Genomic DNA, 25,155 nt, shown 5'->3' with positions numbered 1-25,155 from the left:
TTCCTCTCGGGTGGTGCTAGGCCGGTACGGCGGCCGGGGTGGGCAGGACCATGCGGCCGTGGGCCGCGGGCAGGACGACGCCGCTGACCGACGCCCCGGTGACCCGGCCGTCCCTGACGTCCACGTGGCAGGACAGGGTGGACGGTCGGTGCACCTCGAAGCCTTGGCGCAGCAGGTACGGGTGCGAGCCGGTGGTCGCGGGGAGCAACCCGTTCGCCACCAGCCACGGTCCGAGCGCCAGCGCGGCCGAGGCGCAGGCGGGGTCCTCGGGCATCCGGTAGCCGGGCGCGAACACGCGCGCTCGCGCGGTGGCCGTCCGCTCGTCCCAGGCGACGAGCACCACGTCCGGCTGGTCGCGCCACACCGCGTGCCCGGGGCGCAGCCCGGCGCGCGGCAGGGCGTCGGGCCGCACCGGCAGGAGGTGGAACGCGGGGCCGAAGCCCGCGGTGACGGCGGGGCCGGCGAGGTCGGCCGGGCCCAGGCCGACCGCCTCCGCCGAGGCGGTGGGGTCGAACGGGACGATCTCCAGCGGTTCGGCGGCGGTGAGCGTCGCGCCGTCGTCGTCGGCCTCCACCGCCATCAGGCGTTCACCGCACTGCTGCACGAGCCGGCCGGCGGGCAGCAGCCCCAGGCGCACGAGGGTGGCGGCCGTGCCCACCGCGGAGTGACCGCCGAAAGGCGATTCACCCGACGGGGTGAAGACCCGGACCCGGTGGGTGACGCCGGGGTCCACGGCGGGCAGCACGAACACCGTCTCGGAGGTGCCGATCTCGCGGGCCACCGCGGCCATCGCCTCGTCGGACAGGCGCCCGGCGTCCGGGACCACGCCGAGCGCGCACCCGCTGAGCGGGCCGACGGCGAACATGTCCACCACTTCGTAGTCGATCCGGTCGTAGTCGATGCGGTCGCTCACCGCAGCCCTCCCACCGTCGTCGTCAGGTCGTTCGCGATGTCCTCCAGCACCCGTTCGTCGCCCGCGTAGGGGAAGTCGGGGCGCGGCCAGTGCACGACCAGGTCGGTGATGCCGATCTCCGCGAAGCGGCCGGTCGCGTCCCGCCAGGACTCGACCGAGTCCAGGACACCCCCGACGGCCGCGCCGGTGAGCAGCAACCGGCGCAGGGACGCCGGGTCGCGCCCGACCTCCTCGCACGCCCGCTCGGCGGCGCGCACCTGCGCCGCGATGTCGGGCAGCACCCGCTCGTAGGGGCGGGCGTCGAAGGTGGCGGGCCGCCCGGCGGTGATCCAGGTCTCGGCGTGCCGCGCGGCCAGCCGCATCCCCCGCGGTCCGGTGGCGGCGATGGCGAACGGGGCGCGCGGCGCGCGGACGCACCCCGGGTTCATCCACACCTCGTCCACCCGGTAGTGCGAGCCCGCGTAGGAGGTCACGCGTTGGCGCAGCAGCAGGTCGGTCACCTCGACGAACTCCGCGAACCGGTCCGCCCGCTCGCGCGGCGTGCGCTCGGTCCGGTCGACCACCAGGTCGTCCACCGCGCCCGCGCCCACGCCGAGCCCGCACACGAACCGCCCGTCGCTGATGTCGTCCAGCGACATGACCTCCTTGGCGAACGGGACCGGGTGGCGGTAGGTGGGCGTGGCCACCATGGTGCCGAGGCCGATCCTGGTGGTGGCGGTCGCGGCGGCGGTCAGCGTGGGCACGGTGCCGAACCACGGCTTGTCGCGCAGCCACCGCCACATCAGCTGGTCGTAGGTCCAGGCGTGGTCGAACCCGTACTCCTCGGCCCGCGCCCACCGCCGCCTCGCCTCTCGCCAGCGGTGCTCGGGGAGGATCAGCACTCCGTGTCGCACTCTCGCTCCTCGCGGGTCCGGGGTGGGTCAGGCGGTGACGCCGGTGATCAGGGCGGCCAGGCCGGTGACGATCGAGGTGAACTCGCGCTCGTGCGCGACGACCTCGGGGGAGCGCAGCTCCGGCGGCAGGTCCGGGGTGTCGGCGTCCTGACCCGGGTAGAGCCCGTTCTCGGTGACGTCCAGGGCGATGGCCTTGAGCCGGCGCACCAGCTGCCGGGCGACCTCGTGGCGGGCGACCGGGGCGCGCAGCGTCAGGAAGTAGTTGTCGTAGACGACCGCGCGCATCTCGGGGTGCAGCAGCCGCGTCTCCGCGACGGTCTCCTGGAGCAGCGACCGGCCGCCGGGGACCAGCTTGGCGGCGATGCCGGCGTGGACCTCGTGGTAGGTGCGGACGTGCCGCTCCAGCTCCTGCCCGGCCGGGGTGTCCGACCACGGGAAGCGGCGCCCGCGCAACAGCCTGCGCACCGGCGCGAAGTCCGGGGCCCAGGCGCCGCTGAACCCTCGGTGCTGGAGGAACATGCTGGGCCGGATGACCTCGTGGTAGACGTCGTTCGGGCACGAGCCGGTGTAGAGCAGCATCGCGGTGTACGCCTGCACCAGCCGGCCCATGACCGCCAGGTGGCGCGGCTCGTCCGGCTCGGCCTCGGCGTCGTGCTGCGCGCGCGCCAGGTACTGCCACACCGCGAACGTCGTCTGGTGGCCGGTGATCCAGCGGAACCAGAACACCTGGTTGGCCTCGTCGGAGCCGGCCAGCGCGGGCGCGGAACGACGACAGGCGGGCAGCGCGCCCAGCTCCCGCAGCAGCGCGGCCGACCCCTCGTCGCTCACCCGGTCCGGTGGCCCGCCGCGCTCGTCCCGACCCGGCGGGTCGGGCAGCACCAGCGGTTCCAGGCCGTAGGGGAAGTCCCCGAAGTCCCAGCCCTCGCGGACCGGCAGGTCCGCGAGCACGGCGGTGGACGGGCTCATCGGTCACCGCCGGGCGTGTAGGTCAGCTCGAACTCCAGGCCGTTGACGTCGACCAGGTAGCAGCTCTGCACGCCGTCGGCGTCGGTGACGATGTCGGTGGGCGCCTCGTTGGTGGCGAACCGGTAGCGGCCGGACGCGCGCAGCTCCAGCCAGCGCTCCCGCCAGGCCACCAGGTCCTCCGGCGACGACACGGCCAGGCACACGTGCTGGAACTGGATCTTGTTGCCGCCGGGCAGGTCGTCGGTGTCGTCGGCGCGCTCGAACAGGTGGAAGCGCAGGTCGCCCACCTTCACCTCGGTGAGCCGCTTCATGCCGGGCAGCCTGCTGGTCGTCAGCTCGGAGAACTCCTCCAGGCTCCACTTCTCCTCGCACCCGAAGAAGTCGCGGTACCAGGCCACGCAGTTCGCCAGGTCACGGGTCTGGATACCGACGTGGTGCATTCGCGGAGCGGCCGGCGGTAACGTGCGCACGCGGCTCGACGAAGTCATGGAACCGGTCATGGCAATTCCTTCGTGAGAGGCTCGGCAATGGTCTCGTGATTCGATGCTAAGCAGTCCGGGGACGGTTGTGCAACTTTTCCGGACGATGGTTGCGACTTTTCCGAGACGATGTGAAAAAGGGTGCGCGAAAGCGTGTGAGCTGCGCCTTTGCTCACTTGATCGACGCGGCGGTGCGGTTGGTGGATCGCGTTTTTCTGCTTTCCCTGGGTTGGCTGGAAGTGATTTCCTCCGTAAAATGGGCGGTATGGCAGAACAGACTTGGAATGCAGTGGACGACTACCTCGACAGCGTCTCTCCGGCCCCGGACGAGGCTTTGCGGGACGCGGCCCGGGCCAATGTCGGGTTCGAGCTGCCGGACATCGCCGTCTCGCCCGCGCAGGGCCGGTTCCTGCACCTGCTGGCGCGGACCCGCGGCGCCCGGACGATCCTGGAGATCGGCACCTTCGGCGGGTACAGCACCATCTGGCTGGCCAGGGCGCTGCCCGCCGACGGCACGCTGGTGACCGTCGAGTACGAGGAGTCCTTCGCCCGGGCGGCCGGCGAGCACATCGCGAAGGCCGGCGTCGCGGACCGCGTCCGCCAGCGGGTCGGCCGGGCGCTGGACATCCTGCCCGAGCTGACCGCCGACCCCGCCGCGCCCTTCGACCTGGTGTTCGTCGACGCCAACAAGCCCGACATCCCCGAGTACTTCGAGTGGGCGCTCAAGCTGACCCGGCCCGGCTCGCTGATCGTGGTCGACAACGTGGTGCAGGGCGGCGCGGTCGCGGACCCGGAGCACCCCGACCGGGGAGTGCAGGGCGTGCGGCGCTTCCTCGAGCAGCTCGCGCACGAGCCGCGGGTCGAGGCGACGACCCTCCAGACGGTGGGCGTCAAGGGCCACGACGGGTTCACCCTGGCGCTCGTCACGGGGTGACCGGGCGCGCGGGCCGCGGTGGTGCCGCGGCCCGCGCCGCACGGGCGGTCGGCGGCCACGGCGTCACGCCCGACCGGGGTTGACCAGGTCCGGTGCGGTCCAGCCGTCCAGGTCGTACTCGGCCATGCACTGCTCGGCGAAGCCCTTGTAGTCGTCCACCTGCCCGGACGCCGTCTGGGCCAGCAGCAGCTCGATGCGCACGTTCTCGTGGTTGCCCGAGTAGTTGCGCTCGTACAGCTCGTGCCGTCCCGCGAACTCCGTGCCGACCGAGTCCCAGATGAGCTTCATCAGCTTGGCCCGCTCCACCGCGTCGTACCCGTTGGAGCCGCGCATGAAGCGGTCCAGGTACGGCCGCAGCTCCGGCTCCTGGAAGTCCTTGGCGTGCGAGTTGAGGTAGATCAGGGCGCTGCTGAGGTCCTGCATGATGATCTCGCGCACCCGCGGGTAGCCCAGCGTCATGAACCACCGGTAGGCCATGCCGTAGTCCAGGTTGGGCAGCACCGCGTCGCCGTGCCAGGGGTTGGGCGTGCGCGCCATCGCGTCGCTCAGGCCCCAGAACAGGTTGCGCCACGCCAGCACCTCGCCGACGCGGGTCTGCACGCCGCGGAAGTCCTTGGTGCCGGTGACCTCCAGGCCCTTGAGCAGCAGGCCGGCCAGGAAGTCCAGCTTCACCCCCAGGCGCGTCACGCCGTGGAAGGTGAGGCGGTGGGTGAACCCCGACTGGGTGAGGAACGTGCCCGCCTTCGCCGTGTCGCCGTAGATGAACACGTTCTCCCACGGGATCTTCACCCGGTCGAGGATGAAGATCGTGTCGTTCTCGTCCAGCCTGCTCGACAGCGGCTGGTCGAAGGGGCTGCCCATCCGCGCCGAGGCCAGCTCGTAGGACTGCCGGCAGATCAGCTTCAGACCGGGCGAGTCCATCGGGAAGGTGGCGACGAGCGCGAACTCCTTCTTCTTCACCGGCAGCCCGTAGTGGGCGATGAAGTTGGCGTGGGTCAGCGCCGACCCGGTCGCCACCACCTTCGCGCCGCTGACGATCAGGCCGTCGTCGCGCTCCTCCTCGACGTGCACGAACACGTCGTCCACCTCGTCCGGCGGGCGGTTGCGGTCGACCGGCGGATTGATCACCGCGTGGTTCCAGAACAACACCTTCTCCTGGGCCTCCGCGTACCAGCGGCGCGCGTTGTCCGCGAAGTCGTCGTAGTACTCCGGCTTCGCGCCCAGCGTGGTCAGGAAGCTCGCCTTGTAGTCCGGGCTGCGGCCCAGCCAGCCGTAGCCCAGGCGCGCCCACCGGGCGATGGCGTCGCGGTCGTGCACCAGGTCGTCCACGCCGCGCGGCACGCGGAAGAAGCTGTGCGTGTAGCCGTCGCTGCCGGTGTCGGTGGGCGCGGTCAGCACGTCCCGGTGCTCCGGGTCGTGCAGCGCGTCGTAGAGGCGGGCGGTCATCCGCGCGGTGTTGCGGAACGCCGGGTGCTTGGTGACGTCGTCGACCCGCTCGCCGTAGGCCCACACCTCGCGGCCGTCGCGGATGCTCTCCAGGTACTCGTCACCGGTCATCGGCCGGGTCACGCGCCGCGGGGTCCCGGCGGGCGCGGGGTCGTGCGGGGTGTTCATCTGCTTCCCTTCCGTCAGCGGGTCGTCGTGAACTGGGGCGCCCAGCCGTCCAGCGTCAGCGACCACACCGGGTCGCCGTCGGCCACGCGCGGGAAGTCGCCCCGGTGGAACAGCAGCGGTCGGCCGCCGTGCAGCCGGAGGTCTTCCACCTCGGCGACGTGCAGCACGTGGTCGCCGCCGTCGTAGTTGCGCCACACCCGGCAGAACAGGTGGCCCACCACGCCGTCCAGGCGCGGGTGCTCGCCGTCCTCGTCGAGCCACGGCACCGGGCCGGCCATCGGCCTGCCCGCGAAGTGCAGTGCCACGTCCCGCTGGTGCTCGGCGAGCACGTTGACCACGAACGCGCCCTCGGTCAGGTGACCGCAGGCGCGGCTGCGCCGGTCCAGCGCGGTCAGCACCAGGGGTGGCGCCAGCGACACCGAGGTGAAGGCGTTGACCGTCGCGCCGTGGACCACGTCGCCGCGCCGGCAGGTCACCACGGTGACCCCGGTCGGGAAGTTCCCCAGGAACCGGCGCAGCGCCATCGGTTCGACGGCCGACGTGACGGTGCTAGGCGTGCTCATGGACGTGCGCTCCTCTCGCGTGGGGTGGGCGGGTGCCCGGGTCGCCCGCGAGCGCGTCGAGCAGCAGTGCCCGCAGCACCTCGGGGCTGCCCTCGGTCAGGAACGACTCGGCGTGGAACTGGGCCGTCGCCAGCCCCGGGCCGCGCAGCGCCAGCACCCACCCGTCCGGGTCCCGCTCGACGCGCACGGACCGGTCGAGCACCGGCCCCCCGCGGTCGGCGCGGGCGGCGAAGCTGTTGTAGAAGCCGAGCCACCGCTCCCGGCCGTGCAGCCGCACCCGCAGCCGCCTGCCCTGGTTGGCGTGCGGCAGCCGCACCAGCGGCAGCCCCACCAGGTCGCAGACGACCTGGTGGCCCAGGCACACCGCGGCGAGGGGGCGGCGGCGCTCCAGCGCGTCGGCCGCCAGCTCGCGCAGCGCGGCGATCCGCGGGTGGCGGCGGTCGGTCGGCTGACCGGGACCGGGGCCGAGCAGCAGCACGCCGTCGTCCCCGATCCCGGGGGCCGCGCGCCGCCACGGCACCAGCCGCACCGCGCAGCCCAGCGCCCGCAGCTGGTAGGCCAGCATCGCGCTGAAGTCGTCCTCGGCGTCCACGACGGTCACCGGCACGCCCACCAGCAGCGGGTCGGCCACGCGCTGCGCGTCCGCCGACCGCCAGAACGCCGACACCCCGTCGTTGCGGCCGGCCAGCACCCGGTCGAACGAGCCCGCCGGGGGAGCGGTCGCGCGGCCCGGCCGCTCGCCGCTCATCGCCCGCAGCAGCCCGGCGGCCTTGGCGGCGGTCTCGGCGGCCTCCGCGGCGGGCACCGAGTCGCGGACCACCGTCGCCCCCGTGGTCAGCCGCACCACGCCGTCCGGCGTGATGTCGGCCGTGCGGATGAGGATCGCGGAGTCCAGCGACCGCCGACCGCCCTCCGCGCCCACCAGCGCGACGACGCCGCTGTAGTAGCCGCGCCCGGCCGGCTCGTGGCGGGCCACGGCGCGGCAGGCGTTCTCCAGCGGGCTGCCGGTGACCGTCGGCGCGAACATGGTGCGCCGCAGCACCTCGGCCAGCGGCCGGTCGGAGCGACCGGTCAGGTGGTAGCCGGTGTGCGCGACGCAGGACATCCACGTCAGCGACGGCCCGGACACCACGACGTCGCGGTCGCACAGCGACACCATCATCTTCAGTTCCTCGTCGACGACCATGTACAGCTCGTCGACCTCCTTGGGGTCGCGCAGGAACCGCAGCAGGCCGTCGTGGTCCGCACCGCCCTCCGGCATCCGGTAGGTGCCGCTGATCGGGTTCATGGCCAGTTCGTCGCCGCGCACCCGCACGTGCCGCTCGGGCGAGCTGCCCACCAGGTACCGGTCGCCGGTGTGCACGAGGAACGTCCAGTAGCTGCCGCTCTCCCCGGTGAGCAGGCCCCGGAACAGGGCCAGCGCCGCGGACCGGTCGAACTCGCGGAACCGGCCGCGCAGGCTGCGCGCCAGGACGAAGTTCGAGCCCTCGCCGGCCGCGATCTCCGACCGCACCACGCGGTCCACCAGCCGGCCGTAGGTCTCGTCGTCCAGGTCGAACCCGAGCTCCTCCAGCGGCGGCATCCGGTCGGGCAGCGCCGCCACGGCGTCCGGCACCGGCACCCGGTGCCGGTCGCGCACCTCCATCAGCAGCAGCGGCTCCCCGTCGTCGGGGCAGTCGAAACCGCGTTCGGCGATCTGCCGGTAGGGCATCACGACCAGCGCGGTGTGCCCGTCGCGGCCCCGCGTCGCCGGGCCGTCGAGGTCCAGCCCGTCGAGCCGGTCGGCCCGGCGGACCGGGCCCGCGAGCACCTCGACCGCGTCCGCGCCGTCGCCGGGGCGGTGCAGCAGTGCGAACGGGCCGCTCTCCGGCAGGCCGGGCAGGGTGGGCGTGGACCGGCTCACGCGGCCACCCGCATCGGCGTCCGGTGCCAGTGGGCGACGGCGGCGACGGCCTGCGTGGTGTTCAGCCGCGGGTCGCACAGCGTCCGGTAGTGCTCGCCGCGCGCCACCACGACCCCCGCGCCCTCGCACTCGGAGACGTTCGCCGCCGACGCCTCCAGGTGCAGGCCGGCGGGCAGCCCGCCGTTGGCGGTCACCACCGGGACGAAGCGGTGGATCTCCGCCATCACGTCGCCGAGCCTGCGCGTCTTCAGGCCGTGGTCGCCGACGACGGTGTTGCCGTGCATCGGGTCGCACAGCCACAGCACCGGGTGGCCGGCGCGCACGACCGCGCGCACCAGCGGACCCAGGTCGTCGATGTGCTCCGCGCCGAAGCGGGGGATGAGGGTCAGCCGGCCCGGCGTGCGGTCCGGGTCGAGCGCGGCGCACAGGGCGAGCACCTCGTCCACGCTCGTGGTCGGGCCGACCTTGCAGGCCACCGGGTTGTCCACGAGGGACAGCAGCCGCACGTGCGCGCCGTCGAGCTGCCGGGTGCGCTCGCCGATCCACGGCCAGTGCGTGCTCGCCAGGTACACCCGGCCGTCCGGGGTGGTGCGGACCTGCGGCACCTCGTAGTCCAGCAGCAGCGCTTCGTGGCTGGTCCACACCCGGTGCTCGGGCGCCGCGCCCTCACCCCGGCCGAGTTCGTCCACCGCCGCGACGGTGCGCCGCGCCGCCACGTGCCCGAGCAGGACGCGCTCGGGGTCGGCCCGCCGGGCCTCGGGCGTGGGGACGGGGCTGTTGACGATCGAGCCGCGGTAGACGGGCAGCTGCACGCCGTCGCGCACCTCGTGGTCGGCGGAGCGCGGCTTGGCGTACTGACCGGCGATGCGGCCGACCTTGAGCACCGGCGTGCCCGCGCCGACGCCCATGACGTCGCCGAGCATGTCCAGCAGCTCCACCTTGGGGCGGATGTCGTCCACCCCGCACTCGGCCGGGTCCTCCGCGCAGTCGCCCGCCTGGAGGATTCCGAACTCGCCGTGCGCGGCGCGGGCCAGCAGGCCCGACAACTGGCGCACCGATTCGTGGTCGACGATGGGTTCGGAGATGGACAGGCGGGTGCGGACCTCGGCCAAACGGCCCTGGTCGCACCACTGGGGTTGCTGCCGCGCCGGCCGCGCCGCCGCGGCGAGCACCTCGCTGAGCAGGCGGTCCGTGCCGGACGTGTGGGTCGTCATGGTGGTTCCTCCCACGTCCCCGCTCGCGCGGGGACGGATCGGGTCGGGTCGTCGGTGGGTGCGACCGGGCGCGGTCAGGCCGCCGGTTGGGGCACTCCGGATCGCGGTGAGACCGCTCGGGCCGGGTCCGCCCCGGACGGGGCCGGTCGACGCGCGTCGGCCAGTTCGCCGGTGCCCTCGAAGTAGCGGATCAGCCGCGTGATGGCCGCCGGTTCGATGTCGGGGAACGGCAGGCCGAGCCGGTCGAGCAGCGCCGCGGTGTCGTCGTTGCGGTAGGTGTTGTCGCCCAGTTCCAGGGCTCCCTCGCGGAACAGCGGGAGGGTGGCGGCCAGGGCGTTGCCGCCGGGTTCGGCGGCGGAGCGCTCCAGCAGCTCCCACCACTGGTCCGAGGGCACCACGCGCACGTCGTGGCCGCTCGCGCGGATGCCCCGGTAGACGGTGTCGAAGTCGGCTCCGCGGGGGTGGAACAGGTGCAGCGCGCGGTCGTGCGCTCCCGGGTCGCGGGACAGCGCCACGACGGCGCGGGCGACGAAGTCCACCGGCAGCAGGTCGGTGGTCATGGTGTCGCCGGGAGGGGCGGCGCCCAGCTGGATGAAGGTCTTGACCTGCCGCCAGAGGAAGTCGTCCGCCTGGCACGCGCCGGTCCTGCTGTCGCCGGAGACGCGGCCGATGCGGTACACCGTGACCGGCAGCCCCTCGTCGCGGGCGGCCGTCGCGATCCGCTCGGCCACCCACTTGCTCTGCGTGTAGCCGATGCCCAGCGCCTCGGGCGCGCGGGGCACCGACAGCTCGGTGATCACGCCGTCCGGTTCGGCGGGCGAGAACACCGCGATGGTGGACACGTGGTGCAGCCGCTTGACCCGGCGGTGCGCGGCGAACGCGACGACGCGCGAGGTGCCGTCCACGTTCGCGGGCTTCACCGAGCCGTAGGGCAGCACGAAGTTGATGTGCGCCGCCGCGTGGTAGACCGCGTCCACTGCGGAGGCCAGCGCGTCGTGCTCTTCCTCGGTGAGGCCGAAGCGCTCGCGGGCCAGGTCGCCGGGCACCGCCACCACGCGCCCCGGGTCCAGGGCGTCGGCGATGCCGTAGCGCCGTGCGGTGTCCAGCAGCCGGCGCCACGCCGCCTCCGCGTCGTTGGCGCGGACCAGGCAGTGCACCCGCCACGGGGTCGTGCGCAGCAGGTCGCGCAGCAGGAACGCGCCGAGGAAGCCGGTCGCGCCGGTCAGCAGCACGTCGGTCACCTCGTGGTCGGCCACCGGGGCGCCGCGCACCGCGAAGCCCTCGGGCAGCCGGACCTCGGCCGGCAGGTCGAGCGCGCGGGGCGCGGCGGTCCTGCCGGTGTCGAGGGCCTCGGCGATGCGGGCGGCCATGCCCGCGACCGTCGGGTTGTCCAGCATGACCCGCAGCGGCAGGTCGACGCCGTGCTCGCGGCGCAGCCGGTAGACCAGCTCGGTGGCCATGATCGAGTGGCCGCCCAGGGCGAACAGGTCGTCGTGGCGGCCCGGGACGACGCCGCCCAGCACCTCGGTCCACTGCCGGGCCACGGCCTCCTCCAGCGGTCCGGCGGGCGGTGCCGAGGGCGCGTCGGCGACGACGTCGTCCAGCGTGAACCGCTCCCGCAGCGCCTTGCGGTCGGCCTTGCCGCTCGGGGTCAGCGGCAACCGCTCCAGCCGCACGACGTGCGCGGGCACCATGTGGTCGGGCAGCACGCCGACCAGCGCCCGGCCGACCTCGCGCGGGTCGTCGGGGCCGCCCACGACGAACGCCACCAGCCGGCGGTCGCCGGGCGCGACGTCCACCGCCGTGACGGCCGACGCCGCCACCAGGTCCAGCGCGTCGATGGCCGCCTCGACCTCGGCGGGCTCGATCCGGTAGCCGCGGATCTTGATCTGGTCGTCCACCCGGCCCAGGTACTCCAGCCCGTCGCGGGTGGTGCGCACCAGGTCGCCCGTCCGGTACAGCACCTCGCCGGGGTGGAACGGGTCGGGCAGGAAGCGCCGGGCCGTCTCCTCCGGCCGCCGGTGGTAGCCCGGCGACAGCACCGGGCCGCCCAGGTGCAGCTCGCCCGGTACGCCCGGCGGCACGACCGCGCCGCGCCGGTCCAGCACGGCCACGCGCAGGCCGGGGATGCCCTCGCCGATCGCGGGCGCCTCCGGCCAGGTGGCCGGGTCGCCGGCGACCTCGTGCCAGGTCGCGAGGTGGGTCTCCGACGGGCCGTACATGTTCAGCAGCCGGGCGCCGGTGTGCTCGGCGAAGAAGCGGCGGATCTGCGGCGAGACGACCAGCTGCTCGCCGACCGAGGCGACCTCGCGCAGCGCGTCCAGCCGCAGGCCGGCGTCCACGGCGATGGCCGCGAGCCCCTGCAGCGCCACGTAGGGCAGGTACACCCGGTGGACCTCGTGCTCGCGCAGGAAATCCGCCAGGGCGTGGAGGTCCTTGCGGACCTCCTCGGTGATGAGCACCAGCGTGCCGCCGGCGCACAGCGTGCCCAGGATCTCCATCACCGAGACGTCGAACGACAGGGACATGTACTGCAACGTCCGGCCGGTAGCGCCCACCGGGGACACCCGGTCCTGCACCCGCACCAGGTTGTCCACCGTCTCGTCCCGGATGACCACGCCCTTGGGGCGGCCGGTCGAGCCGGACGTGTAGACGACGTAGACCTCGTCCTGAGGGCTCTTGACCCGGCCGAGGTCGTCGGCGGACCACCCGGACAGGTCGACGCGGTCCAGCTCCAGCCGTCGCACCCCGTCGGGCAGGTCGCCCGCCGCGGCCGAGGTGGTCAGGACCAGCCGCACGTCGGCGTCGGCCAGCATGTCCCGCACGCGCTCGCGCGGGTAGGACGGGTCGACCGGCACGTAGGCCGCGCCGGACTTCAGCACGGCCAGCAGCGCCACCACCGCGTCCACCGACCGGGGCAGGTACAGGCCGATGCGGTCGCCTGCCCCGACCGGGCGGTCGCGCAGGGCGCGGGCGAGGCGGTTGGCGCGCTCGTTCAGCTCCCGGTAGGTCAGCGAGCCGCCCTCGTGCTCCACGGCGACGGCGTCCGGCGTGGCGGCCACCCGCTCCTCGAACAGCTCCGAGGTCGGCCGCGGCGGGGTGCGCCCGGCGACCCGGTCGCCGCGCGCGAGCACGTCGCGCTCCTCCTCGTCCGACAGCAGGCGCACGTCGCCCAGCCGGGCGCCGGGCTCGCGGGCGAACGCCTCCAGCACCCGCACCAGCCGCTCGCCCAGCCCGCGCACGGTGGCGGCGTCGAACAGGTCGGTGTCGTACTCGAACACCGCGTCCAGCTCGCCGTCGTCACCGGGCTGCACCACCAGCGACAGGTCGTACTTGGCGCCGTGGCCGACGTCGCGCCGGATGCGCACGCGCCGGCCGCGGTGCTCGACGTGCGACGACCCCGGCGGGGTGAGCACGAGCATGGTCTGGATCAGCGGCGAGTAGCCGCCGCCGCGCTTGGGCCGCACCCGCTCGACGACCTTCTCGAACGGCGCCCACTTGTGCCGCATCGCGTCGGCGGCCTCGTCGCGCACCGCCCGCAGCAGGTCGCGGACCGTCGCGTCGTCGTCCAGGCGGTGCCGGAGCACCACCATGTTGACCAGGTAGCCGATGATGTCGTGCGCCTCGGCCGGGTCGCGCAGCGACACCGGGGTGCCCACGGCCACCTCGTCCTGGCGCGCGTAGCGGGACAGCAGCAGCGCGTACGCCGCGTGGGCGATCATGAACAGCGTGACGCCCTCGGCGGCGCCGAGCGCGTGCAGCTCGCGCACCAGCGGGGCGGGCACGGTGAACGGCAGCACGTCGCCCGCGAAGCGCCGGGTCGCCGGGCGCGGCCGGTCGACCGGGAGGTCCAGCGCGGGCAGGTCGCCGCCGAGCCGGTCCGCCCAGTGGTCGAGCACCCGCGACAGCTCCGGGCCGGCCAGCCGGAGCTCCTGCCAGTGCGCGAAGTCCGCGTACTGGGGTCGGTCGCGGCCGTCGTCGGTGGGCAGGCCGGCGACGACCTCGTCGTAGCGCGCGAGCAGCTCGGTGAGGAACAGCCCGGCGGAGGCCGCGTCGGACGCCGCGTGGTGGATGTCGCACACCAGGGCGGTCTCCGGCTCCTGCCCGGACCCGGTGGCCCGGGTGGCGCAGACGACCGTCACCACGGGGTCGGTCCCGAGGTCGATCCTCGTGCGGGCGACCTCGGTGGCGATGGCCTCGGGCTCCTCGTCCGAGGAGTACTCGCGCACCTCGAACCGGAACCGCGGCTCGGGCGACACGACCTGGGTCACCACGCCGTCGCTCAGCCGGAGGTTGGTGCGCAGCACCTCGTGACGACCCACCACGCGCCGCACGGCCTCGCGCACCGCCCCCGGCTCCAGCGCCTCGGGGAGCACGACGTGGAACGGGCCGTTGTACGCGGTGGACGACGGCGAGTACTGGTCGACCAGCCAGATGCCGCTCTGCCCGGACGAGGCCGGGAGCGGTTCGCCCCGCCGCGGCGCCAGACCCGCGCGCAGCACCGGACGGGTACCGGTCCCGCGCGACCGCTCCACCGCCTCGGCCAGCTCGCCCGCGGTGTCGATCCCGCGCAGTGCCTCGTCGGTGAGGCCGGCGGCGAACACCGCGCGCACCGCCGCGCCGACCCGGGACACGGCCTCGGAACCGCCGCAGCGCCGGGACAGCGAGTCGGCGGGGGACAGGTCGGCCACACCGGTGACCGTCCGCGCCAGCTCCAGCACCGCGGATTCCAGGGGTGAGTTCACAGTTCCTCGTTCCTCCGTCTCGACCTGCCGGCGTGCCCGGGTGAGCGCTAGCGCTTGACCGACTCCCGCTCGCGGACGCCGTCGATGAACTCGGCCAGGCGCCGCACGGTGCCGTGGCGGAACACGTCCTCGGTCTCGACGTCCACCGCGAAGATCTTCTGCAGCCGGTTGGCGAGCTGGACGAAGTGCAGGGAGTTGCCGCCGTGGCCGAGGAAGGAGTCGGTGGCGGTGAACTCGTGGTTGCCCGAGATGTCCTTCCACGCCTGGAGGATCACCGGCTCGAGCAGGGCAGCGGATTCGCTCATGGTGTCATCGCCTTTCGGGTTGGTGGGATGTGCCGACGGATCGGTCAGCGCGCTGCGGTCGATCTTGCCGTTCACGTTGTGCGGCAATCGGTCCATGTGCTGGAAGGTGGAGGGGAGGGCGTACCGGGGCACCTCGTCCAGCAGGTGGGCGACCAGGTCCTCCACCGGTAGCGCCGTCCCGTCCACAGTGGAGTAGAAGCCGACGAGCCGCTTGTCCTCGGTGTCGGAGCCGAACGCCTTGACCACGGCCTGGTGCACCGAGGGGTGGGCGCGCAGCGCCAGCTCCACCTCGCTCAGCTCGACCCGGTAGCCGCGGACCTTCACCATGCTGTCGGCCCGGCCGACCAGCGCCACCTCGCCGTCCTCGGTCATCCGGGCCAGGTCACCGGTCCGGTACAGCACCTCGCCGTCCGGTCCGGGGACGAACTTCTCGGCGGTCAGCTCCGGCTGGTCCAGGTAGCCCAGGGCGACGCCGGCGCCGCCCAGGCACAGCTGTCCCACCCGGCCGGGCGGGCACGGTCGCATGTCCGAGTCCAGCACCCGCGCCACCACGCCGGGCAGCGGCTTGCCCACCGGGACGCGGTCGTACCGGGTCACGTCCGCCGCGGTGCGGATCGGGTGGAGCAGGGAGATCGTCGAGTTCTCCGTGCAGCCGTAGCCGTTGTAGATGGTCCCGGCGGTGAGGCCGGCGGCCTTGGCCAGGTGGCCGGGGGAGGGGAAGTCGCCGCTGAGCAGCACGGCCCGCAACCCCGCCAGCACGTCCGGCTCCTCGTCCACCAGCACGTTGAACAAGCCGCCGGGCATGCTCATCACGGTCACGCCGTGCCGCAGGACCGCGTCCCGCAGCACCGGCAGCGACGGCAGTCCCGAGGGGAGCACGACCAGCTTGGCGCCGTGCAGGAAGCTCAACCAGATCTCGATGGTCGACGCGGCGAACGAGTAGGCGGCCAGTTGCACCAGGGTGTCCCGCTCGGAGACGGCCAGCGACCCTTGGCCCGAGCCGAGGCGGGCGAGGCCGCGGTGCGCGATCCGCACGCCCTTGGGGCGACCGGTGGAGCCGGAGGTGAACATCAGGAACGCGGGGCTGTCCCCGTCCAGGTCCACTTCGGACTTCCCGGGGTCGCTCCCGTCGTCGGCCACCAGGTCGGCCACCGGTGCCGTGCGGACCGGGCCGAAGTCCAGGTCCCGGTCGTGCACCACCACCCGCATGCCGGACTCGGCCACCACGCGGTCCACGAAGCGGGCGGGGTGCTCGGGGTTCAGCGGCGTCACGCAGGCGCCCGCCTTGAGGACGCCCAGCATCACCGCGTACAGCTCGGTGCACCGGGCCATGTGGACCCCCACCGGTTCGCCGGGCGTGACGCCCCACCGCTCGCGCAGCCGCGCCGCCACGCGGTCGGAGGCGCGGTCCAGCTCCGCGTAACTGGTGACGCGGTCGCCCTCGACCAGGGCGGGCAGGTCGGCGAACCGGCGGACCACCCCGTCGAACAGGGAGGTCAGCACCGCCGGGTCAGCGGCAGGTGCGGCGTTCGTCGTTCTCCTGTCTTGCACTGTCTGTTCCGGCACGGCACGGTCCTCCCGGCAGAGGCTGGGGCGGAATTCCCGACTCTCGCGAGTGGGCGGAACCCGGTCGGCACGACCGGCTCACGCGAACTCAGCTGATTGTCGTCGGGAAACCAGTTTGCTACTTCCAGCTTGAGGTGTCAACGCGAACGGGTGATCGCGCAATGTGGTGACGAACTGATCTGCCGACAGGGGGAACAGTGCTCGACCGCACGGTCGCAGTTGATGTCAAAGTCGGTCAGAATGCCCAGGACGTGCATATTTTCCGAGGTCAGTGGGTAGTCGTCGTGACCTCCGATCGGACGATGTCAACCGCCCCCAGTCGCCTCGTGGAGAGGCGTGCGCGGTCCCGTCCGAGAGCGGTCCCGAGGTGTGTCCATGAAAGCGTGACACCCGAGAAGGTGTCCGTCAGGAAATCAAATGCGGAGAGTGATCACCGCAGTGGCAGTATTCGCCACGCCCCGGCCGCCCGTCCGGCGCAGGCACGTCGACCATCGAGCGCACTCAGCGCGAACGCCGTTGCGAGAATTCGGTGAATCGGCCGCCGGGTGGTTTGGCCGGGCGATCACGCCGTCGTGGGCAGGCCGGGGCGCAGCAAGGCGTCGAGCACGTCGACCCCACCGCGGGCCAGGACCGCCTCGGGTCGGAACTGCACGCCCGCCACCCCGGTGGCGCGCAGCGCCAGCACCTCACCCGTGGCGTCGTCGGACCAGGCGCGCACGCCCGCGGGCGCCGGTCCGGTCACGGCGAACCGGTTGCGCAGGACCGGCGTGTGCCGGACACCGAAGACCTCGACCTGTCGCGGTCCGTTCCCGGTCCGCCGCGGGGCGACCGGGAAACCCAGCAACCGCGCCAACAACTGGAAGCCCAACCCGACGCCGCGCACCTCGTACCCGGCGTGCAGCGCCGCGCACGCGAAGCGCCGCACGCGCTCCAACCCGGGGTCGTCCGGGTGGCCCGGGCCCGGGCCGAGCAGGATGGTCCGGACGGGTCCGGTGACGCCCGGACCCCCGACGCCCCTGTCTCCCACGACATCCGTGCCGCTTGCGAGGGCCGTACCGCCTGCACCACGCGCGAGGTCCGCGTCACGTGCGCCGTGCGCGAGGCTCACGCGGCCGGGGAAACGCCCGCCGCGCACGGCGTCCAGGCCGTCGACGCCGAGGTCGGTGTCGCGGAGGTCGGCGGCGGCGCGCACCACCGGCCGCCACCCGCGCCGGCGGGCCAGGTGCGCGAGCGCCGCGGCACCGCCGTCCCCCAGGTCCACCACCAGCAGCTCACCGCAGCTGCCCGCCGCCCGCGGCGGGGGGTGCGTCCAGTGAGGGGCGATCTCCCCGCGCCGCGCGGCCAGGGCCTCCAGGACCGGCTCCGCGTCCGGCGCCCCCGACTGCCGGGACGGCGGCTCGTGGTCGCCCGGCGCGCCCCGCTCCGATGCCGGGCCACCGCGCAGCGCCGACAGCAGGGCGTCGACCTTGACCCGGGTCTCGGCGGCCTCCGCGGCGGGGGATGAGCGGTCCCCGACCGTGGCGCCCACGGACACGCGCACGAGACCCGACCCGTCGACCTCGGCGGTCCGGATCAGGGTGGCGGCGTCCAGCGAGCCGTCCGGCTCCAGCAGCACCACCGCGCCGCCGTAGTAGCCGCGGCCGTCCGGCTCGTGCTCCGCGACCACCCGCAGCGCGCCCGCCACCGGGTTGCCGATCGCGGTGGCCGCGAACATCGTGCCCGCCAGCACCCGCCGCGCGTCGGGCACACCGGTGGCGCGCACCACGCAGCCGGTGTGCGCCAGGCGGCTCATCGGCAGCAGGACCGGGCCGTCCACCACGACCTCGTCCGGTTCCAGCGCGCACAGCGCGGCCAACTCCGCGTCGACGGTGGCCGCCAGCTCGTCGAACTCCTTGTCGTCGTGCAGGAACGCGGCCAGGCCCTCGGCGGTCGGGCCGGTCGTGGGGTAGCGGTAGGTCCCGCAGGTCGGGTGCAGCACCGCCTCGCCACCCGCCAGCCGCACCTGCCCCTGCGGGGGCGCGCCGACCAGCGCCAGGCCGTCGGGTCCGCCCTCGTGCACCGCGAAGGTCCAGTACGCGCCCTCCTCGGCGTGCAGCAGACCGCCCAGCAGCGCCAGCGCGGCAGCCGAACCGGGCCGCTCCAGGCGCGCGGTGTAACCCCTGCGCAGCAGGCAGTGCGTCACGTCCTCCGGCCGTCCGGCGACCACGCGGCGCACCCGCTCGGCGTAGGACTCGTCCTCCTCGTCGAAGCCGGCCCCGGTGACCGCGGCGCCCCGCGGCAGCACCCGCTCCAACACCGCCCGGGACACGCGGTGGCGCTCGGCGGCCAACAGCACGCGCAGCGGCGTGCCGTCGTCCCGGCACGGCAGCCCGCGCTCGGTCAGCTGGCGGAACGGCAGCAGCGCCACCGTTCCGACCGGGCCGGTCGGGATCGCGGCGGTCGACGGCGCCGTCGTCATCGTCCCGACCAGCACGTCGACCTCGTCGGCGTCGCGGCACAGCACCGCGAACGCGGGTGGGTGCGGTGGATCGACGAGCCCGGCCAGCAGTTCGCGCACCTCGTCGTCGGTTCGGAGCATCGCCATGATCGTGTCGGCCCCTGGGTCGCACAGCGGTGTTTTCCCTCCGGTAACCAACGTTAGCCCTGCCTCGCAACGTCCGCACCTCGACGGCCGGATATCCGGTGGCGCTCAACGGACTTCGGGGATCATCGCGACCGGTCCGCGATCAACTTGCAGCACCGCTCCGGTGGGTGGTTTCCTGGGGGAAATGACTGCGTCTCCGACGCGCCCCAAGGCGGACGGCCGGCACGGCTGGGAGGAGTCACGATGCGCATCGCGGTGATCGGCGGGGGGCCCGGTGGCCTGTACTTCGCCGCACTGGTCAAGCAGGTGGACCCCCGGCACGAGGTCGTGCTGTGGGAACGCGGCGGCGTCGAGGACGCCTTCGGCTTCGGCGTGGTGTTCTCCGACGGCGCGCTGGGCGGCGTCCAGGCCGCGGACCCCGAGCTGTTCGAGGCGGTCATCGACCGGTTCGTCCGCTGGGAGTCGGTGGACGTGCGCTACCGCGGCCGCACGCTGTCCCACGACGGGTACCGGTTCTCCGCCGTGGGTCGCCGGGCGCTGTTGGGACTCCTGCGCGCGCGGTGCGCCGACCGCGGGGTGGCGCTGCGCTTCGGCACGCCCGCCCCGCCGCCGGCCGCCCTGCGCACGGAGTTCGACCTCGTCGTCGCCGCGGAGGGCGTCGGCTCGGCGGTCCGCTCCGCCCACGCGGAGGCGTTCGGCGCCCACCTGGAACCCCGCGGTTCGCGCTACCTGTGGATGGGCACCGACCGGGTGTTCGACGCGCTCACCTTCGCCGTCGTCGAGACGCCGCACGGACCCGTGCAGGTGCACGCCTACCCCTACGCGCCGGGACGCAGCACCTTCATCGTGGAGACCACCGACCGGGTGCTGCGCGACTCCGGCCTGGAGGTGCCCGACCGCTCGCCGGAGGCCACCGCCCGCGCCGTCGCCGCGCTGTTCGACGGCGACCCCGAACTCCTCGGCGACCACCGCCTGATCTGCACCGGGTCGCGCTGGGGCCGGTTCACGTCGGTGCGCAACGACCGCTGGAGCGACGGCAACGTGGTGCTCCTGGGCGACGCCGCGCACACCACGCACTTCTCCATCGGCTCCGGCACCAAGCTCGCCATGGAGGACGCGGTCGCGCTGGCGATCTCGGTGACCGACCACCGCGACCTGCCCGATGCCCTGGCCGCCTACGAGGCGGAGCGGAAACCGGCCGTCGAGCGGATGCAGCGGGTCGCCGAGATCAGCCGGGACTGGTTCGAACACGTGGAGGAGCACGTCGGCCTCCCGTGCGACGAGTTCGCGCTCCAGCTGCTGACCCGCAGCGGCCGCATCAGCCACCGCGACCTGCCCCTGCGCGACCCGGCCCACGTCGAGCGCGTGCGGAACTGGTTTTCCCGCGCGCTCGCCTCGACGGCCTGATCACAGCGCCTCGGGCGTGTTAACATATTTCCAGGAGGAAACCGTTTTGTCGTGCCCGCAGGGGTGTGGCAGCGGAGCATTGCGAGGCGTCCATGACCACCGTGAGCGAGCCCGACCAGACTCCCCTGCCGGACGTGCCGGACGAGTTGGAGGATGCGTTGACCCACCTCCAGTGCGTCCTGGTGGCGAGGCGCACGAGGGCCAACCCCGAACACGTCACCTGGCAGCAGTACGACGTGCTGGAGAACCTGCGCCTCCGGGGCCGGATGACCCCGTCCCACCTCAGCGAAGCACTCGGCGTGTCCCGCCAGAGCCTGTCCAAGGCACTGCGCTTCCTCAAGGACCGCGAGTTGATCGCCCAGGTCGCCGACGGCGCGGACCGCCGCGAGCTGACCACCACCCTGACCCCCGCGGGCCACGAGTTCCTCACCCGTGCGGCCGACAGCCGACGCGAGGTCGCCGCCGTGAGCAACGCCGTCCTCTCCCCGGGCGAGCGCAGCATCTTCGCCGAGCTGTGCAAGAAGGTGGCGGACGCCCTGTACGAGCAGGCCCAGACCCCCCTGGAGCGGGACGCCTGACCTCACCGCCGGCCCGGCCTGTCGGTGGTCGTGCTCGTGGTGGTGCCGCACCACTGCCGGAGGTCAGCGCCCGCGTACCGGCGCGCCTCGTCACGGCACCCGCCTGGAGCAGTGACCACGGGAACACATGGCCGTAGGGTCACCACGATGTCGCCTGTCGGCCCGGCCACCTCCCGCCGTTGAAGCAGGAAGAGGAAGGCCCCACGTACGAGGTCCTGCGGTCACGCACGGTCGTTCGCCTCGCGGTCCTCATGGTCGTGATCGGCGTCGGCGTCGCGACCTGGCTGGTGCTCGCCTACGGCCGAGGCGACCCGCGGAACAGCCTGGAAGCGATCAAGACCGCCGGCACGATCGTGATCGGCTCCGGCGGCGCGGTCGCGCTGTGGCTCGCGGTGCGCCGCCAGCGCACCGCGGAGCTGGCTGTCGCGCAGAAGGACCGCGAGCTCCGCCAGAAGGATGCCGAGCAGGCCCACACCGCTCGCGACGCGGTGGAACGGCGGGTCACCGAGCTGTACACGATGGCCGCCGCCCAGCTCGGTTCCGAGCACGCCCACGTGCGGATCGCGGGGATCTACGCGCTGGAACGCCTGGCGCAGAACAACCCCGACCAGCGCCAGGTCATCGTCAACGTGCTGTGCGCCTACCTGCGCATGCCGCACACGGCCGAAAGGGCCGACCCGGCGGAGCCCGACCCGGACCGAGAGCTGCGCGGGGCCCAGGAACGACAGGTGCGGCTGACAGCCCAACGGCTCCTGGTCGCGCACCTGCGACGAGACCCGTCGGCGGACGCGTTCTGGCCGCACATCACGCTCGACCTGGCCGGCGCCTCCCTCTTCGACTTCGACCTCGGCCGCTGCGTGCTGCACGGCGCGGCGTTCGACGGCGCCCGGTTCCACGGCACTGCCGAGTTCAGCTTGACCTCGTTCACCGGCCCGGTGTCCTTCGTCGACGCCCGGTTCACCGGTGACGCCCGGTTCACCAACACCACCTGGGCGGAGTCCGCGGTCTTCACCCGGGCGCGGTTCGACCACGAGGCCGACTTCGCGGAGGCCGCGTTCCACTCAACCGCGTCTTTCAACGGAATGCAGGCCGAGGGGGACGCCCGCTTCAGCGGCACGCAATTCGGTTACGCCGGGTTCGGCAACGCGCGCTTCGCGCGAACAGCCCTGTTCGACGGGGCGCGGTTCACCGGCCACGCCTACTTCGGTGCCGACGAGCACGACGCGCCCCGCTTCGACGGGCCCACCTTCTTCCGTGCCGCGCAGTTCCTCCAGCACGTGGTCTTCGCCGGCGTTCGCTTCGCCGACCGCGTCGTGTTCGACGACGCGGTCTTCCACGACTTCGTCGGCTTCAACGGCGCGGTCTTCGCGGACAGCGCGATCTTCACCGAGACGAAGCTGCTCGCCGAGGCCAGGTTCCGCAGCACCCGCTTCGACGGTCAAGCCCTGTTCGGCGGTTCGGAGTTCGGCCGCCACGCCAACTTCGACAACGCCCTGTTCGGCGGGGAGGTCAGCTTCCACGGGGTGACGTTCACCGGCGCCCTCACCTGTGAGGGCGCCTACGCCCGCCTGGACGTGGACGGCTTCCGCATCTGGCCGAGCGGCTGGTTGCTCGCCACGCCGCCGACCGCGGAAGCGACGGTTCTGCGCGACACGCCGGGCCGCTGGGGCCGCCTGTACGACCGGTGACTTCTCCGACCAGCCTTCATGAGCGGGTATGCGCCGACACCGGCAACCGACCACAGGCGAAGCTGATCGAGACGGACCGGCCGCCGCCCGACTCGGCGGCGGCCGTCCTGATCGCCGATTCGGTCAGGACGGCCCTGCTGGAGCAGGATCGGCGCTGGTGCCCGAGGCGCCCCACCGCCCTCCGGGGAGTGCGGCCCTTACCTGGGCTTGACGAGGCGGTCCAGGGTGCCCTCCGGGCACAGGCGCGGGAGGACGGCTTCACTGGCCAAGCCCGGGAGCAGGTGCTTCCACCACACGGTGATCCGCCGGACCAGGTCACGCCGGCCGTCCAGGACCTGGGACAGGAGTTGGATGCCCGAGAACGCCCCGACGATCGTCTCCGCCGCTTCTTCCGGCGTGACGCCGTCGCGCAACTCGCCCGCGCCCTTGGCCAGCAGGAAGCGCCGCGTGAAGCGCTGGAGCCACCAGTGGTACGGGGAATCGGGCTCCACGTCGTCGAACGAACCGTGCTCGATGGTCAGCCGGATGCTGGCCCGGAGCACCACGTTGTCCTGCAACCGCAGCGCCAGGTGGTGGGTCAGGTTGATGATGGACTGGAGCGGTGACTCGTCCTCCGGGATGTCCTCGAAGGTGGTCTGCGCCTGCATCACGCCGCGTGCGATGTGCTGCTTCGAGGGGAAGTGGAAGTACATCGCCCCCTTCGTCACCCCGGCGACCTCCAGGATCTCCGCGATGCTGGCGCTCGCGTACCCGCGCCGGTCGATGACGTCCGCCGCCGCCTCCAACACCTTGACCTGTGTGCGCACCCCGCGTTCCTGCGTTGCCACTGGTTCCTCCGTGCTCGGTCCTGCCGCGTCACTGAGCCCGCCCCGACGCGGCGTTCGGGCGGCAGTCTACTTCAATCGGCTGTATGGCCGGACGAAAACAAACCGACTAGTATGGTTTTGACCGACGTAGGCAACGATGCTGATCTGGGGACTGTCGTCATGCCCGATCACCGCACGACCACTTCCGGCTCCACCGGCCTGCTCGCTCGTCCCGACGCCGCCCAGGGGGCGCCGAGGTTCGCCGCCACCGTTCCCCGCCAGTTCGTCCACCGCTCGGCCATCGCCGAGGTGTTCCTGACGGGCTGGCGGCGGCGCGACGAACACCGGATGCAGGTGGACGCGCAGTGGCCCAGGAGCCACTCCTTCCACCGCCCGGACGCCACCGGCAGACACGATCCGCTGCTGGCCGCGGAGACGATCAGGCAGACGTCGCTGCTGATCAGCCACGCTGCCTACGGCGTGCCGTTCGACCGGCACTTCCTGCTCAAGCACTTCGACCTCGACCTGGTGGACGGGCCGCCGGTCGTCGGCGCCACGGCCACCGAGGTCGAACTGGAGGTGTGCTGCACCGACGTCCGCGAGCGCGATGGCGTGGTGTCGTCGATGGACCTGCACGTCGCCATCACCGGTGACGGCGTGCCGCTCGGCACCGGCCGGTTCGGCCTGTCGTGCGTCCCGTCGAACGTCTACCGGCGATTACGGGGCGACCACGCGCACAGCGCGGCGCGAGTGCCGCTGCGACCGCCCGTGCCCGGACCGGAGGTCGACCGGACCGCGGACCACGACGTGGTGCTCACCCGCGGCCCCGGCGGGACGTGGACGCTGCGGGCCGACGAGTCCCATCCCGTGCTGTTCGACCACCCGGTGGACCACGTGCCCGGCATGGTCCTGCTCGAAGCGGCCCGCCAGGCCGCCTTCGCCCGGTCCGGGGCCCGGCTGGTCGGCTTCCGGAGCACCTTCACGAAGTTCGTCGAGCTGGACGCGCCGTGCGTGGTCGACGCGATCCCGATCGCACCGCGCACCTTGTTGGTGCAGGCCGAGCAGCACGGCGAGGTCCGGTTCAGGTGCGAGGTGGACGTGCGGTGACCGTGCTCGTCACCGGGGCGAGCGGGTTCGTCGGCTCGGCGGTCCTGCGCGAACTCGCGCGCGGCGGTCGCGCGGCACGGGTCCTGGTCCACGAGCAGTGGCCGGACGTGCCACAAGGGACCGAGGTGGTGCGCGGCGACGTCACCGATCCGCGGTCGCTGCGCGGCATCGGCGACGGCGTCGACGTCGTGCTGCACCTGGCGTCGTACGTGGGCGCCGACCCGGAGCGCTGCGCGGCGGTCAACGACCTGGGCACCCGCCACCTGCTGGCCGAGATCGGGGACCGCCCGGTGGTCCGGCTCGGCACCGCGGCCGTGTACGGGTCGGGGCCCTTCACGGCCGCGACGGAACGGCTCACACCGCGGCCCGCGTCGGTCCGCAGCGCGACCCGGCTGGCGGGGGAGCGCCTGGTGCTCGCGGCGGGCGGGGTGGTGCTGCGACCGTACTTCGTGTTCGGCGCGGGTGACCGCTGGGTCGTCCCGGGTCTGCTGGACGTGCTGGAGCGGGTCGGCGGCGTGCCGGGCGACGCGCGGCTCTCGCTGACCGACGTGCGCGACTTGGCGCGCTGGCTGGTCGCCCTCACCACCCCGGACGGGCCGCGGGGCGCGTTCCTCGCCTGCCCGCGCACCCCGACGGGTCTGGTCGAACTGGCGCACGCGGTGACGCGGACCCTCGGCCTCGCGGTGCCGCCGGTCGTCGACCCCGACGAGGCGGCGCGGCGCTGGACCGCGGCGGGCGGCACGCGACACCACCTCGACCTGTTCGCCGTGGACCACTGGTTCGACGGGTCGGCGCTGCACGACCGGCTCGGTGGCGGGGACCGCGCGTTCGCCGCGGCGTTCGCCGACCACGCCGCGTGGTACCGGGCGGCGCTCCAGCGCTCCGGTTGA

The 25,155-nt window shown here is 73.4% G+C and carries 18 protein-coding genes; 6 read left to right on the top strand and 12 right to left on the bottom strand.

The window, feature by feature from the left end; translation table 11 throughout:
• Positions 1 to 16: 16 nt before the first annotated feature.
• The 4 genes from ACIQMJ_RS26705 to ACIQMJ_RS26690 are packed head-to-tail and all read right to left on the bottom strand — an operon-like array spanning position 17 to position 3,212.
• Positions 17 to 913 (bottom strand): PhzF family phenazine biosynthesis protein, encoded by an 897-nt coding sequence (locus tag ACIQMJ_RS26705; RefSeq protein ID WP_499763729.1) that lies wholly within the window; start codon positions 911 to 913, stop codon positions 17 to 19.
• Positions 910 to 1,806, bottom strand: a complete 897-nt coding sequence (locus tag ACIQMJ_RS26700; RefSeq protein ID WP_499763728.1) for an LLM class flavin-dependent oxidoreductase — start codon at positions 1,804 to 1,806, stop codon at positions 910 to 912. Before ACIQMJ_RS26700 ends, ACIQMJ_RS26705 begins: the two co-directional genes overlap by 4 nt.
• Positions 1,807 to 1,833: 27 nt before the next feature.
• A complete protein-coding gene (locus ACIQMJ_RS26695; protein ID WP_499763727.1) occupies positions 1,834 to 2,772 on the bottom strand; it encodes a 3-methyl-L-tyrosine peroxygenase-related protein in 939 nt (312 codons plus the stop codon).
• Positions 2,769 to 3,212, bottom strand: coding sequence for a VOC family protein (locus tag ACIQMJ_RS26690; RefSeq protein ID WP_499763726.1), 444 nt, complete (start codon positions 3,210 to 3,212; stop codon positions 2,769 to 2,771). Before ACIQMJ_RS26690 ends, ACIQMJ_RS26695 begins: the two co-directional genes overlap by 4 nt.
• A gap of 304 nt (positions 3,213 to 3,516) precedes the next feature.
• Here ACIQMJ_RS26690 and ACIQMJ_RS26685 point away from each other — a divergent pair, with 304 nt between their 5' ends.
• The gene (locus tag ACIQMJ_RS26685) at positions 3,517 to 4,185 is read left to right on the top strand and encodes an O-methyltransferase (RefSeq protein WP_499763725.1); all 669 of its coding nucleotides are present in this window, start codon (positions 3,517 to 3,519) and stop codon (positions 4,183 to 4,185) included.
• A gap of 63 nt (positions 4,186 to 4,248) precedes the next feature.
• Here the strand turns inward: ACIQMJ_RS26685 and ACIQMJ_RS26680 are convergent, their stop codons facing one another.
• From ACIQMJ_RS26680 to ACIQMJ_RS26650, 7 genes are all read right to left on the bottom strand, one after another.
• Positions 4,249 to 5,799: a 4-hydroxyphenylacetate 3-hydroxylase family protein gene (locus ACIQMJ_RS26680; RefSeq protein WP_499763724.1), complete on the bottom strand. Its 1,551-nt coding sequence runs from the start codon at positions 5,797 to 5,799 to the stop codon at positions 4,249 to 4,251.
• A gap of 14 nt (positions 5,800 to 5,813) precedes the next feature.
• Entirely contained in the window at positions 5,814 to 6,362 is a 549-nt protein-coding gene (locus tag ACIQMJ_RS26675) for a flavin reductase family protein (protein WP_499763723.1), read from the bottom strand.
• Positions 6,349 to 8,265: an anthranilate synthase family protein gene (locus ACIQMJ_RS26670; RefSeq protein WP_499763722.1), complete on the bottom strand. Its 1,917-nt coding sequence runs from the start codon at positions 8,263 to 8,265 to the stop codon at positions 6,349 to 6,351. The genes ACIQMJ_RS26675 and ACIQMJ_RS26670 overlap by 14 nt, the downstream gene beginning before the upstream one ends.
• Positions 8,262 to 9,479: a 3-deoxy-7-phosphoheptulonate synthase gene (locus tag ACIQMJ_RS26665; RefSeq protein WP_499763721.1), complete on the bottom strand. Its 1,218-nt coding sequence runs from the start codon at positions 9,477 to 9,479 to the stop codon at positions 8,262 to 8,264. The genes ACIQMJ_RS26670 and ACIQMJ_RS26665 overlap by 4 nt, the downstream gene beginning before the upstream one ends.
• Positions 9,480 to 9,553: 74 nt before the next feature.
• The gene (locus tag ACIQMJ_RS26660; RefSeq protein ID WP_499763720.1) at positions 9,554 to 14,224 is read right to left on the bottom strand and encodes a non-ribosomal peptide synthetase; all 4,671 of its coding nucleotides are present in this window, start codon (positions 14,222 to 14,224) and stop codon (positions 9,554 to 9,556) included.
• Positions 14,225 to 14,271: 47 nt separating this feature from the next.
• Complete coding sequence (locus ACIQMJ_RS26655; protein WP_499763719.1) at positions 14,272 to 16,032, bottom strand: non-ribosomal peptide synthetase; 1,761 nt, start codon at positions 16,030 to 16,032, stop codon at positions 14,272 to 14,274.
• A 625-nt stretch (positions 16,033 to 16,657) separates the two neighbouring features.
• Positions 16,658 to 18,673, bottom strand: a complete 2,016-nt coding sequence (locus ACIQMJ_RS26650; RefSeq protein ID WP_499763718.1) for a chorismate-binding protein — start codon at positions 18,671 to 18,673, stop codon at positions 16,658 to 16,660.
• 249 nt (positions 18,674 to 18,922) lie between these two features.
• On the opposite strand from ACIQMJ_RS26650, the gene ACIQMJ_RS26645 reads away from it, so the two are divergent.
• From ACIQMJ_RS26645 to ACIQMJ_RS26635, 3 genes are all read left to right on the top strand, one after another.
• Positions 18,923 to 20,086 carry an FAD-dependent monooxygenase gene (locus tag ACIQMJ_RS26645; protein ID WP_499763717.1) on the top strand — a complete coding sequence of 388 codons (1,164 nt, stop codon included), beginning with the start codon at positions 18,923 to 18,925 and terminating at the stop codon, positions 20,084 to 20,086.
• Positions 20,087 to 20,178: 92 nt separating this feature from the next.
• Entirely contained in the window at positions 20,179 to 20,664 is a 486-nt protein-coding gene (locus tag ACIQMJ_RS26640; RefSeq protein WP_499763716.1) for a MarR family winged helix-turn-helix transcriptional regulator, read from the top strand.
• Positions 20,665 to 20,843: 179 nt separating this feature from the next.
• Entirely contained in the window at positions 20,844 to 22,352 is a 1,509-nt protein-coding gene (locus tag ACIQMJ_RS26635; RefSeq protein WP_499763715.1) for a pentapeptide repeat-containing protein, read from the top strand.
• Positions 22,353 to 22,549: 197 nt separating this feature from the next.
• Here ACIQMJ_RS26635 and ACIQMJ_RS26630 read toward each other — a convergent pair whose 3' ends face one another.
• On the bottom strand, positions 22,550 to 23,158 hold the full coding sequence (locus ACIQMJ_RS26630) for a ScbR family autoregulator-binding transcription factor (RefSeq protein WP_499763714.1): 609 nt from the start codon (positions 23,156 to 23,158) through the stop codon (positions 22,550 to 22,552).
• A gap of 180 nt (positions 23,159 to 23,338) precedes the next feature.
• Between ACIQMJ_RS26630 and ACIQMJ_RS26625 the strand changes: the two genes are divergently transcribed.
• On the top strand, positions 23,339 to 24,265 hold the full coding sequence (locus ACIQMJ_RS26625) for a ScbA/BarX family gamma-butyrolactone biosynthesis protein (RefSeq protein WP_499763713.1): 927 nt from the start codon (positions 23,339 to 23,341) through the stop codon (positions 24,263 to 24,265).
• On the top strand, positions 24,262 to 25,155 hold the full coding sequence (locus ACIQMJ_RS26620) for an NAD-dependent epimerase/dehydratase family protein (RefSeq protein ID WP_499763712.1): 894 nt from the start codon (positions 24,262 to 24,264) through the stop codon (positions 25,153 to 25,155). Before ACIQMJ_RS26625 ends, ACIQMJ_RS26620 begins: the two co-directional genes overlap by 4 nt.

Source organism: Actinosynnema sp. NPDC091369 (assembly GCF_044757065.1).
GTDB lineage: Bacteria > Actinomycetota > Actinomycetes > Mycobacteriales > Pseudonocardiaceae > Actinosynnema.
Note: the sequence above shows the minus strand (reverse complement) of the source record. Positions and strands in the feature narration are given on the sequence as shown.

Excerpts from the sequence above, each read along its gene's own strand:
- ACIQMJ_RS26695 (WP_499763727.1), bottom strand. The coding sequence starts at position 2,772 with ATGAGCCCGTCCACCGCCGTGCTCGCGGACCTGCCGGTCCGCGAGGGC.
- ACIQMJ_RS26690 (WP_499763726.1), bottom strand. The coding sequence starts at position 3,212 with ATGCACCACGTCGGTATCCAGACCCGTGACCTGGCGAACTGCGTGGCC.
- ACIQMJ_RS26685 (WP_499763725.1), top strand. The coding sequence starts at position 3,517 with ATGGCAGAACAGACTTGGAATGCAGTGGACGACTACCTCGACAGCGTC.
- ACIQMJ_RS26680 (WP_499763724.1), bottom strand. The coding sequence starts at position 5,799 with ATGAACACCCCGCACGACCCCGCGCCCGCCGGGACCCCGCGGCGCGTG.
- ACIQMJ_RS26675 (WP_499763723.1), bottom strand. The coding sequence starts at position 6,362 with ATGAGCACGCCTAGCACCGTCACGTCGGCCGTCGAACCGATGGCGCTG.
- ACIQMJ_RS26665 (WP_499763721.1), bottom strand. The coding sequence starts at position 9,479 with ATGACGACCCACACGTCCGGCACGGACCGCCTGCTCAGCGAGGTGCTC.
- ACIQMJ_RS26650 (WP_499763718.1), bottom strand. The coding sequence starts at position 18,673 with ATGCTCCGAACCGACGACGAGGTGCGCGAACTGCTGGCCGGGCTCGTC.
- ACIQMJ_RS26645 (WP_499763717.1), top strand. The coding sequence starts at position 18,923 with ATGCGCATCGCGGTGATCGGCGGGGGGCCCGGTGGCCTGTACTTCGCC.
- ACIQMJ_RS26640 (WP_499763716.1), top strand. The coding sequence starts at position 20,179 with ATGACCACCGTGAGCGAGCCCGACCAGACTCCCCTGCCGGACGTGCCG.
- ACIQMJ_RS26625 (WP_499763713.1), top strand. The coding sequence starts at position 23,339 with ATGCCCGATCACCGCACGACCACTTCCGGCTCCACCGGCCTGCTCGCT.